The following is a 10,453-nucleotide window of genomic DNA, read 5'->3' as shown; positions in this document are numbered from 1 at the left end:
TGCTTCATTCCCATCCACCTCCTAAATGATTGCGACAAAGCAATCTGGAGGAAGCCATCATGTCCCAAGGCAAACGCATCGTTCTCGCCGCGCGTCCCGTTGGCGAGCCAAAGCCGTCCGATTTCCGCATCGAGGAATTCGCGGTTCCTACGCCTGCCGCAGGCGAAGTCCTGCTGCGCACGATCTGGCTCTCGCTCGATCCCTATATGCGCGGGCGCATGAGCGACGGTCCGTCCTACGCAACCCCGGTGCCCGTCGGCGGCGTGATGGAAGCCGGTACGGTCTGCGAGGTCGCAGCCTCCAACAATCCGAACTTCGCCAAGGGCGACATCGTGCTCTCGCGCGCGGGCTGGCAGACGCACGCGATCTCCGACGGCAAGGGGCTGAACAAGATCGACCCGAAGCTCGCGCCGATCTCGACGGCCGTCGGCGTGCTGGGCATGCCCGGCATGACCGCCTACACGGGCCTGCTCGATATCGGCAAGCCGCAAGCAGGCGAGACCGTCGTCGTCGCCGGTGCCTCCGGTGCGGTCGGTTCGGCCGTGGGACAGATCGCGAAAATCAAGGGCGCACGCGCGGTTGGAATCGCCGGCGGCAAGGACAAATGCGATTACGTCGTGAAGGAGCTCGGCTTCGATGCCTGCATCGATCACCGCGATCCCGATCTGGCGGCGAAGCTGAAGGACGCCTGCCCGAAGGGCATCGACGTCTATTTCGAGAATGTCGGCGGCGCCGTGTTCGAGGCTGTGTTCCCGCTGCTCAATGCGTTTGCGCGCGTACCCGTCTGCGGCCTCATCGCCCATTACAACGACACTGAAGCGAAGCCGCCGAAATGGGCCGCCAGCATGATGCGCGCGACCCTGACCAAGCGCTTGACCTTCCGCGGCTTCATCGTCTCCGACTTCGCCTCCCGCCATGGCGACTTCCTGCGCGACATGTCCGGCTGGGTCCGCGAGGGCAAGGTCAAGTACAAGGAGTTCGTCACCGAGGGCCTGGAGAGCGCGCCCGACGCCTTCATGGGGCTTCTGAAGGGGGCCAATTTCGGCAAGCAGCTGGTGCGGGTCGGGCCGGATAGGGCTTGATCCGCCGTTCTCGGCCCCTCGGGAGCCGGTATGGTTAACAAAGAGTGACCGATCGGCCACACCCGCCCGTAAAAGCCGCAGGTGTGACCGTCGGTTCATTGACGGGCAGGCGAAGGCATTGAATCATTGCGCATATTTCAGGTGCGATGATGTTAGAGCTTGTTGTTTTCTGCGTAATCCTGCTGGCCGCCGGTTATTGGGCGACGATGTTTGTCATGGGCCGTCGCGACGACGTTATCCATGGCAAGTTCGTTCACACCGAGGACGCTGGCGCGTTCCCGCAATCCGCGATGCCCGCGCCGCCATTCCCCAAGCGTCCGGTCAAAGCCGCGCGGCCTGCCAATGTTCAGCCCGCCAACACCGGGGCCAAGCCGGTGAACAGCGACGCGCTGCAGTCCTTGCTTGCAGCGATCCAGCAGGATCTCAAAAGCGTCGCTTGAGCAGCCATGGGAAGCGCTAATGCTCGCCGTCCATCTGGGCGAGCAGCTCCTCGATATCGATGTCGACCTGGCCGGCGGCCCTGACGTGGCGAACCTCGAAGCCGTCGGGCTGGAAGCGGTACTCCACGAGCCCGACCTCCTTGATCGCGATCCGGTCCTGGCGCGCATCGTTGATCTTGAAGCCGGCCGACGGTGCCCAGACGTGGCGGGTGTGGCGCCAGGTGAAGTCGCGCCGCTGGTGCACGTGACCGCTGGCGATGAGGCGCAGGTCGACATGTGCAAACATCTTAATCAGCCCCGCGCGGGCCGGCTGCGGCACGTAGCGGATCGACGTCTCCGGCGCCTCGGGGTCGTCGGGCCCGTTGAGAAATATCGGCTTGTGTACGAACAGCGCCACCGGCTTGCCGTTCGTGCGCGAAACTTCCGAGGCAAGCCAGTCGAACTGCTCGGCCTCGAAGGCGAGCCCTGAATTCATCACCAGCGAGTTCAGGCCGATGAAGCACCAGCCCGCGGCCTCGAACGACCAATGGTCCTCTCCGATGATCTCGCGGAATTGCTGACGATGCGCTTCCGCGACCGGCGGCTTCGGCGCAGGGCCGATCGCGGTCGGATTGTCGCCAATGTCGTGATTGCCGGGGATGTAGCGGCAGGCGACGGGCAGGGCATCGTGCAGGCCCTTGGCGAATTCGACATCGTCGCGGCTGGTCGGCCCGTCGAACGAGACGTCGCCGGTGTTGACGACGAGATCGGGCCTATCGGTGTCGATATGCTCGCTGAGCGCCTGGAGTTGGCGATCAGGCCAGGAAAGCGCCGGCCAAGATGGGTGTCGGAGATCTGCGTCAGGCGAAATTCGGGCATGGATCGATCATAGGCCACGCCCGACGTCGGAACGATGACGGCGCGTCCGCGGTCAGCGATCGAACAAAGTTTAAAGCACGCGATAGCGGATTGTGTAGGCGTCCTGCGGCGCGACCGCGCTTGTCAACGGCGAGGCGATGCGGTCGGCGAGGTGCCAAGGACCGAATTGAGGACCGAATTGAGGACCGAACTGCTCCGAGCGATGCGGCTCGGCGGGCAGGCGGAGGCGAAATTCGAAGGTGCCCTTGCCTGGCAGGTTCACGACCAGCACGCGGTCCGCAGTGCGGTGGTTGAGCACCACCGCGCCGCGCAGCACGGAGCGGCCATCACCGAGCTCCCGCACGCCCTCGACCAGTGCCAGCGTCTGGTTTCGGTCGGTATGCAGCTCAATCTGGGTGTCGGACGCCGCCGCCAAGGTCTCCTTGGGCATGCGGATCTCGAACTCGACCGCGGGTTTTGACGGATTGAGGCCGAGATAGGCCAGCGCGGCATGGCGCATGTCGTAGGCGGCAAAAGCGAACAGAGCGAGGGCGGCGAGCGCAGCGAGGCCATGCCTGAGGACATCGCGCCAGGTCCGATAGCTCATGCGGAAGTAGACCGTCATCGCCAGCGCCACCGCGAGCGCCGTCGCGATGCCTGCCAGCGCCGACATCAGGATGCCGAACTGGCCGTCGGCCGACTCGGTCAACGCGCCGCTCAGGCTGGCGAACTGGCTGAAGAGGGTGTTCATGGCGGTCTCTCGCCTTGCGCCCCCGAGGGGCCAAAATCGCTTTAACTGTCGGCAGTTGGTCGCCTCATCGGGAACGCCGGTTCAACTCGTTGATTGTCAGGACCAGCGGTGACCGCTAAGGGACGCTAGCTGTGCCTTCCGCCGGATAGGAAAATCCCGGGAAATTCCGATGTCCATTCAAATGGTTTTGCTGCCGGTCTTCGTGCAGGTCGGTCTCACCTTCGCGCTCCTGATCGCCATGGCGATGGGACGCCGGCGCGCGCTCGTCTCCGGCGAGACCAAGAGCCGCGACGTTGCGCTCGGCGAGCCCAACTGGCCCAAGGGCGCCACACAAATCGCCAATTGCTACCGCAACCAGTTCGAGCTGCCGGTGCTGTTCTACGCCCTGATCGCGCTGGCGCTCCCGTTGCGCCATGCCGATCTGTTCATCGTGCTGATGTCCTGGGTGTTCGTGGTGACGCGCTTCGTCCATGCCGGAATCTTCGTCTCCTCAAACAATCTTGGCCGCCGCTCCACGATCTGGCTCGCCGGCGTGCTCGTCCTGCTCGCGATGTGGATCTACTTCGCGCTGAAAATGCTGTTGCTGATCTAAGCGCTACTCGCCGATCCTGATCTGAAAGATTCAAATGACTCCCGCTGCCCGGCTGTCCGCAGCCATCGAACTGATCGACACCATCGAGAAAGACCGCGTGCCCGCGGCCAAGGCGCTGAAGGAGTGGGGCACCGCGCACCGCTTCGCCGGCTCCGGCGACCGCGCCGCCATTGCCGGCCTCGTCTGGGACGTGCTGCGCCGCTATGCCTCGAGCGCCTACCTGATGGATTCCGACACCGCGCGTGCTCGGCTGATCGGCATGCTTCGCCTCGAGCGCAACATGGATATCGCGACCATGGCCGCGCTGTTCGACGGCAGCCGCTTTGTTCCGGCGCCCTTGACCGAGGCCGAGCAGGCCGCGCTCGCCTCGCGGTCGCTTCAAAGTGCCCCGGCCGCGATCGCCGGCGACTATCCGGAATGGCTGGATCCGTATCTGGCAAAGGCGTTCGGCGACGAGCGCGTCGCGGAGGCGGCCGCGATGGCGAGCCGGGCGCCGCTCGATCTGCGCGTCAACACGCTAAAATCCAATCGCGACAAGGTGCTGGGGGCGCTTGCTCATCTTCATGCGAAACCGACGCAGTGGTCCACAACCGGGCTGCGCATCGAGCTTTCGGCCGATGCGCGCAACCCCGGCATCCAGGCCGAAGAGGATTTCATCAAGGGTGCCATTGAAGTGCAGGATGAGGGGTCGCAGCTTGCAGCTGCCCTGACCGCGGCAAAACCCGGCGAGCAGGTGATCGATCTCTGTGCGGGAGCCGGCGGCAAGACGCTGGCGCTCGCCGCGATGATGCAGGGCAAGGGCCGGCTGATCGCGACCGACAGCGACAAGCGGCAACTTGCGCCCATTCACGAACGACTGTCGCGCGCCGGCGTCCACAATGCCGACGTGCGCACGCCCAAGGGTGAGGCCGATCCGCTGGCCGAGATCAGCGCCACCGCCGACCTCGTCGTGATCGATGCGCCCTGCACGGGAACCGGAACCTGGCGCCGCAACCCCGATGCCAAATGGCGCATGCGCCCCGGCGCGCTGGAGATTCGCTTGCGGGACCAGACCGAGGTGCTCGAGCGCGCGGTTCCGCTGGTCAAGGCCGGCGGCCGCATCGCCTACATCACCTGCTCGGTGCTCTCAGAGGAGAACGGCGAGCAGGTGAGGGCGTTCATCGGCCGCCATCCCGAGTTCGCGGTGGTGCCGCCCGAGCAGACCGCGAGCGTGCTCTGGGACAAGGCGGAGGAGTTTGCGCAAGCCGCGCTGCAATCGCCGGAAGGCTGGCTGATGACGCCGCGGCGGACGGGGACGGACGGGTTCTTCGTCTCGGTCTTGAAGAAGGCGGGTTGATCTCACGGTCATTCCGGGGCGCCCGCAGGGCGAGCCCGGAATCCATCGCTCGGCAGTCTCCGCGGCCGAATGGATTCCGGGCTCTCGCTTCGCGAGCCCCGGAATGACGGGATCCCAAACAAAAACCCCGCGAACCGGAACCCGGTCGCGGGGTTTTCTAAGTCTGCGTTCTGCCGGTACGTCCGTGGTCAGAACGGGGCGCGGGCTTTAGCCGACGCGGAGATTGTCGGCCGAGGACTTGCCGCTGCGACGATCGGCGACGATGTCGAACGAGACCTTCTGACCTTCGTTGAGGGTCGAGAGGCCGGCGCGCTCGACGGCGCTGATGTGCACGAACACGTCCTTGTCGCCGTCATCCGGCTGAATGAAACCAAAACCCTTTTGATTGTTGAACCACTTCACGGTGCCCATAGCCATGGGAATTTCCTTTGCTTAAGAAGTTAACACGCGGACCGGTACGCACTATTGCGCCCATAATCCTGATCAGTCGATGTTGGAGAAATCATCTGAAGCGTGCGCGCCCGTCAGCAACGAAGCGAAGCGGCCCAGTCGTTCGGCCAAGTATCGATGATCACAATATAGCGAGATTTTGGGGCCACTTCAAGGCACCACCCGCCGCTCGGGATGTCGCCGGATTTTGCTATTTTGCGGTGCAAATTAACCCTTCCGGGGCGCTCAATCGACGATAAACAGCGTCGCCCCCGTCGCCGTCGAGGACCGGTGCGCGGCATCGCCGAAATCCGAGACCTGGTAGCTCATCCCCGCCGTGAGCTTGAACTTGCGGCCGTCGCGCAGCTCGCTGTCAAGCTCGCCCTGCAGCACGTAGAGCACGTGGCCGCGGTCGCACCAATGATCGGCGAGATACCCCGGCGTATACTCGACCATCCGCACCCGGAGATCGCCGATATTGAGCGTGCGCCACTGCGCTTGCCCGGTCTCGCCGGGATGGATGGTCGGCTCGACCTTGCTCCAGTCGGTGACGGTGAAGGGGGAGGTGGGAAGCTTCATGCTGATGTCCTGTTGGTGCCGGCGGCGGTGTTGTTAGCGTATGCGCCCGCCACAGTCTCCGTCATTGCTGCGCCCGCACTGAAGCGCTTGGGGCATGCTCGCGCCTAACTCTCGCTGTCATCGCCCGCGAAGGCGGGCGATCCAGTATTCCAGAGGCCGCGCTGTGATACGGAGAAGCCGCGGCGTACTGGATTCCCCGCCTTCGCGGGGAATGACAGTGGTGGGTAGTTGGCACCGCTCAATGCGCCGGATGATTCGCCGACCCCTGCACGATCTTTCCGGCCGTATTCACCCGCAGATATTCGCAGATGCGCTTGCCGCGCTCGTTCTCGTAGAGCACCACCATGCTATCAGGGCTGACGAACAATTCGATCAGCGAGAAATGCAGGTTCGGCAACAGGGCGAGCGCCTTGCCCCAATAGGCGCGCAACGAATCCTTGCCGCGCACGGTGCCGCTTTCATCGAAGCCCAACACGGGGATGCGGTCCGAGGTCATCACGACGTCGTCGGCATAGAGCGTGAGCACGCGTTCGAGATCGCGGGCGTTCCAAGCCTCGATCCAGGTGCGGCCGAGCTCGGCAAGCGTTGATGGCTGATGGTGCTGTGGCATGACGTTCTCCCTGATCGGCTCTTAATGATTGATGGGCCATATTAGGTCAATAATACTGACCTATATCGATTTGTCCATGCCCAAAGAAGAATGTGGGCGCGCGGCCCGCGCGGTTGCGGGCAGGGGCGCGGTCGCGTATTTGCTTGCCATGACAGCAGCACAGACCGACCGCTCCGCGTCGACGCCCTCGGTGGCCTCGGCGCACGACAAGATTCTCATCGTCGACTTCGGCAGCCAGGTGACGCAGCTCATCGCGCGTCGCGTGCGCGAGGACGGCGTCTATTGCGAGATCGTCCCGTTCAACAAGGCCGAGCAAGCCTTCAACGAGATGAAGCCGAAGGCGGTGATTCTCTCCGGCGGGCCTGAGTCGGTGCATGAGGCGGGCTCGCCCCGCGCGCCGCAGGCGATCTTCGATTCCGGCGTGCCGGTGATGGGCATCTGCTACGGCCAGATGACCATGGCTGAGCAGCTCGGCGGCACGGTCGAGGGCGGCCATCACCGCGAATTCGGCCGTGCCGACGTCGAGGTGAAGGCGCCGAGCAAGCTGTTCGAGGACGTCTGGTCACCCGGCGGCAAGAACCAGGTCTGGATGAGCCATGGCGACCGCATCACGAAAATGCCGCCGGGCTTCTCGGTGGCCGGCACCTCGCCGAACGCGCCCTTCGCGATCATCCAGGACGAGACACGCAAATATTATGGCCTGATGTTCCACCCGGAAGTGGTGCACACGCCGGACGGCGCCAAACTGATCCGCAATTTCGTCCGCAAGATCGCCGGCCTTTCCGGCGATTGGACCATGCGCGCCTTCCGCGAGGAGGAGATCGCCAAGATCCGCGCCCAGGTCGGCAAGGGCAGGGTGCTCTGCGGCCTGTCCGGCGGAGTCGATTCCGCGGTCGCGGCCGTGCTGATCCACGAAGCGATCGGCGAGCAGCTCACCTGCGTGTTCGTCGATCACGGCATGCTGCGTCTCGACGAAGCCAAGACGGTGGTCGACCTGTTCCGCCACCACTACAACATCCCGCTCGTGCACGTGGATGCCTCAAAACAGTTTCTCGGCGAGCTCGAAGGCGTCACCGATCCCGAGACCAAGCGCAAGACTATCGGCCGCCTCTTCATCGAGGTGTTCGAGGCGGAGGCCAAGAAGATCGGCGGCGCCGACTTCCTTGCCCAAGGCACGCTCTATCCCGATGTGATCGAGAGCGTCTCCTTCACCGGCGGCCCCTCGGTGACGATCAAGTCGCACCACAATGTCGGCGGCCTCCCCGAGCGCATGAACATGAAGCTCGTCGAGCCCCTGCGCGAGCTGTTCAAGGACGAGGTGCGCAAGCTCGGCCGCGAGCTGGGCCTGCCCGAAATCTTCGTCGGCCGCCACCCGTTCCCGGGCCCCGGCCTCGCCATCCGCTGCCCCGGCGACATCACGAAGGAGAAGCTCGACATCCTGCGCAAAGCCGACGCGGTCTACATCGACCAGATCAGGAAGCACGGCCTCTACGACGACATCTGGCAGGCCTTCGCCGTGCTGCTCCCGGTGAAGACGGTCGGCGTCATGGGCGACGGCCGCACGTATGATTTCGTGGTCGGCCTGCGCGCCGTCACCTCTACCGACGGCATGACCGCGGACTTCTACCAGTTCGACATGAAGTTTCTCGGCGAGACCGCCACGCGCATCATCAACGAGGTGAAGGGCGTGAACCGGGTGGTGTATGACGTGACCAGCAAGCCGCCGGGGACGATTGAGTGGGAGTAGGGGGGCGGAGCCGTTAACATTTGTCGGTTTGCGGAATTTGTGAAGTAATCTATGGTTGCGGCCCAAGGCCTTCTAGCTTCGAAGGCGTGCCGGGACCCAGTTCAGAGAAGGTGCTCTTGCAAACACCCCTTAACGCATCTGCCAGCACTGCTGGGGCATTGCTCTCGAGTTCTGTCTTCGAGGTGCCACAGTTTCAACGTGAATACTCGTGGCAAGAAGACGAGGTGTCAGAGTTTTGGAATGACCTGAGCAACGGAATCGAATCAGATTCGTATTTTCTTGGCCTTATCATTCTCACCGATGATGGCGTGAAGAAGCACGTTGTTGATGGTCAACAACGGCTGATTACTCTTAGTCTCCTTGCAAACGCAATCTATTTTGAAGCGCGGACCCGCGGGAGAGCCGCGCTCGCGGATCGGATCCGAGCCGACTTTTTACGATCAATAGACTATGACTCAGACGAGACAAATCCTCGCGTCGTGCTCTCTGACGAGGAAGACAACGCCACGTTTCAAGCGATTCTCGATGATGGCAAAGTGCCGTCGAACACCGGAGACGATGAGTCTGTATCGAAACGCCTCGCGGAGTCCTACAATTTCCTGAAGGACAAGCTGCAGCAGGATCTCAAGCAAGATCCGTTCAAGAGGCTTGGAAAATGGACCGAGTTTCTCACGCACCGAGTCTACTTTGCGGTCTTTGTTCATCCAGATCCGTCATCGGCTTACCAGGTTTATGAAGTCATCAACACGCGCGGCAAGGAGCTGACCACTGCGGATCTCTTGAAGAATTACGTCTTGAGTCAGACCACCGCCGCGCGGAAGCAGAGCCGGTATCGGCAGTGGCAAGATCTCTCAGGGCATTTTCTGCAGGACGGAACCAACAACTTTGTGCAGTACATACGTCACTCAGTGACGGTGCGAAGTGGGCATATCTTGCCAAAGGATCTGTTCGGGTTTCTTGCCCGCAGGGTCAATCACCCGGGTAAGAAGCCGCCAAACCCCGAAGAGCTGATAAGCTTATTGAAGGAGTATCTTCCGCTCTATCTCCAGATGATCGATCCAACATTGGGTGGTCCCGCTGGACATGTTTATGACGAGGCAACCGTCAGGAAGACTCTGTCTCTTTTTGAGGTCTTGGCTGAAAAGGCGTCCGTGACCTATGCGCCGAGGGCGATGTTCCACGAGATCGGAACGCTTCGGAAGAAGACCAAGACGCCACCTGGGTTCCGAGACGAGGGCGACGGTGATTTTTTTATCTGGGTTGATTTGCTAACGGGCTTGCTTGAGGCGCAGCTAGATGGCGAGATGTACGAGAGAGTTGTTCTAGTTTCGCTCGACAAGAAGGTTGATTGGAGCCGCGCTGGAATGGCACATCCAATTTTGGTCGCAGAGGTTCGCGCCCTATTGAATGTACCATTTGAGATTTGGACAATTGATAGATTGGCCGATGCAATTGCTGCCGTTCCTTGAAGCGGAGAATACCTTGTTGACCGATACGGGACTTCCGAAGCTCAAGCGTGGCAAGACGCGTTGCAAGCGCGGCGACCGCGACGGCATGTACGTTGCCGTCCCGCCCATCAATGGGCGTAAGCAGATCCGGGAAAGTGGTCACCACACCATCGAGGTGGTGCGTTGATGCGCGCCGCGTTGAAAGTGGTGATGGCCGCAACATTTGCCATGCCGGCTGCGGTGGCTCTGGCGAAGTCTCCGGACTGCGCGAGTTGGCCCACGAACATGGCCCTCGTGCACCTCAAGAACGCCGGCCTGATTGATATCCCGTCAGCGGTCGAGGCGCAGACCAAGGCCGTTCGTCTCGCGTCCGAAAAGATCGGCAAAGACCTCTACCAGCAGGTTTACGACATCACGTTTCACACCAAGGATGGCAAGACGATCGAGGTCATCACGAAAAACCAGGCATCGAGCGAGGAATGCTCGATGAGCGGCGTCGACGTCTACGTGGTCGCGAACAAAATCGGCGGGTCGGCAGAGCTGCCATCTGCCGGCACGCCTAAAAAGTGATCCGGCTGCACCCAAAGCTCAAGACCTGCAAT

General features: G+C 62.3%; 12 protein-coding genes and 1 pseudogene. 8 read left to right on the top strand and 5 right to left on the bottom strand.

What is annotated here, in order from left to right:
- The first annotated feature begins 59 nt into the window (after positions 1–59).
- Both AC0L21_RS01825 and AC0L21_RS01820 read left to right on the top strand, forming a co-directional pair.
- The gene (locus tag AC0L21_RS01825; RefSeq protein WP_473257386.1) at positions 60–1,082 is read left to right on the top strand and encodes an NADP-dependent oxidoreductase; all 1,023 of its coding nucleotides are present in this window, start codon (positions 60–62) and stop codon (positions 1,080–1,082) included.
- A 149-nt stretch (positions 1,083–1,231) separates the two neighbouring features.
- The gene (locus AC0L21_RS01820; protein ID WP_473257384.1) at positions 1,232–1,522 is read left to right on the top strand and encodes a hypothetical protein; all 291 of its coding nucleotides are present in this window, start codon (positions 1,232–1,234) and stop codon (positions 1,520–1,522) included.
- Positions 1,523–1,538: 16 nt separating this feature from the next.
- Here AC0L21_RS01820 and AC0L21_RS01815 read toward each other — a convergent pair.
- Together AC0L21_RS01815 and AC0L21_RS01810 are read right to left on the bottom strand one after the other, a co-directional pair.
- A pseudogene (locus AC0L21_RS01815) lies at positions 1,539–2,380 on the bottom strand (metallophosphoesterase family protein).
- A 70-nt stretch (positions 2,381–2,450) separates the two neighbouring features.
- On the bottom strand, positions 2,451–3,110 hold the full coding sequence (locus tag AC0L21_RS01810; RefSeq protein WP_473257382.1) for an acriflavin resistance protein: 660 nt from the start codon (positions 3,108–3,110) through the stop codon (positions 2,451–2,453).
- 169 nt (positions 3,111–3,279) lie between these two features.
- On the opposite strand from AC0L21_RS01810, the gene AC0L21_RS01805 reads away from it, so the two are divergent.
- Together AC0L21_RS01805 and AC0L21_RS01800 are read left to right on the top strand one after the other, a co-directional pair.
- The gene (locus AC0L21_RS01805; RefSeq protein WP_473257380.1) at positions 3,280–3,702 is read left to right on the top strand and encodes an MAPEG family protein; all 423 of its coding nucleotides are present in this window, start codon (positions 3,280–3,282) and stop codon (positions 3,700–3,702) included.
- Positions 3,703–3,736: 34 nt separating this feature from the next.
- The gene (locus tag AC0L21_RS01800) at positions 3,737–5,038 is read left to right on the top strand and encodes an RsmB/NOP family class I SAM-dependent RNA methyltransferase (RefSeq protein ID WP_473257378.1); all 1,302 of its coding nucleotides are present in this window, start codon (positions 3,737–3,739) and stop codon (positions 5,036–5,038) included.
- 207 nt (positions 5,039–5,245) lie between these two features.
- Here the strand turns inward: AC0L21_RS01800 and AC0L21_RS01795 are convergent, their stop codons facing one another.
- The 3 genes from AC0L21_RS01795 to AC0L21_RS01785 all read right to left on the bottom strand — a co-directional run bounded on the left by AC0L21_RS01795 (position 5,246) and on the right by AC0L21_RS01785 (position 6,656).
- Entirely contained in the window at positions 5,246–5,455 is a 210-nt protein-coding gene (locus AC0L21_RS01795) for a cold-shock protein (RefSeq protein WP_007592195.1), read from the bottom strand.
- Positions 5,456–5,713: 258 nt separating this feature from the next.
- The gene (locus AC0L21_RS01790; RefSeq protein WP_219683300.1) at positions 5,714–6,046 is read right to left on the bottom strand and encodes a DHCW motif cupin fold protein; all 333 of its coding nucleotides are present in this window, start codon (positions 6,044–6,046) and stop codon (positions 5,714–5,716) included.
- 238 nt (positions 6,047–6,284) lie between these two features.
- Positions 6,285–6,656 carry a nuclear transport factor 2 family protein gene (locus tag AC0L21_RS01785; RefSeq protein WP_473257375.1) on the bottom strand — a complete coding sequence of 124 codons (372 nt, stop codon included), beginning with the start codon at positions 6,654–6,656 and terminating at the stop codon, positions 6,285–6,287.
- A 148-nt stretch (positions 6,657–6,804) separates the two neighbouring features.
- Here AC0L21_RS01785 and guaA point away from each other — a divergent pair, with 148 nt between their 5' ends.
- The 4 genes from guaA (at position 6,805) to AC0L21_RS01765 (ending at position 10,421) form a co-directional block, all read left to right on the top strand.
- Positions 6,805–8,403 carry a glutamine-hydrolyzing GMP synthase gene (guaA, locus tag AC0L21_RS01780; protein WP_473258363.1) on the top strand — a complete coding sequence of 533 codons (1,599 nt, stop codon included), beginning with the start codon at positions 6,805–6,807 and terminating at the stop codon, positions 8,401–8,403.
- Positions 8,404–8,519: 116 nt separating this feature from the next.
- Positions 8,520–9,872 (top strand): DUF262 domain-containing protein, encoded by a 1,353-nt coding sequence (locus AC0L21_RS01775; RefSeq protein ID WP_473257371.1) that lies wholly within the window; start codon positions 8,520–8,522, stop codon positions 9,870–9,872.
- Entirely contained in the window at positions 9,850–10,038 is a 189-nt protein-coding gene (locus AC0L21_RS01770) for an integrase (protein WP_473257367.1), read from the top strand. Before AC0L21_RS01775 ends, AC0L21_RS01770 begins: the two co-directional genes overlap by 23 nt.
- A complete protein-coding gene (locus AC0L21_RS01765) occupies positions 10,038–10,421 on the top strand; it encodes a hypothetical protein (RefSeq protein WP_473257364.1) in 384 nt (127 codons plus the stop codon). The genes AC0L21_RS01770 and AC0L21_RS01765 overlap by 1 nt, the downstream gene beginning before the upstream one ends.
- Positions 10,422–10,453 lie beyond the last annotated feature (32 nt).

Source organism: Bradyrhizobium sp. WSM4873 (genome assembly GCF_055811355.1).
Note: the sequence above shows the minus strand (reverse complement) of the source record. Positions and strands in the feature narration are given on the sequence as shown.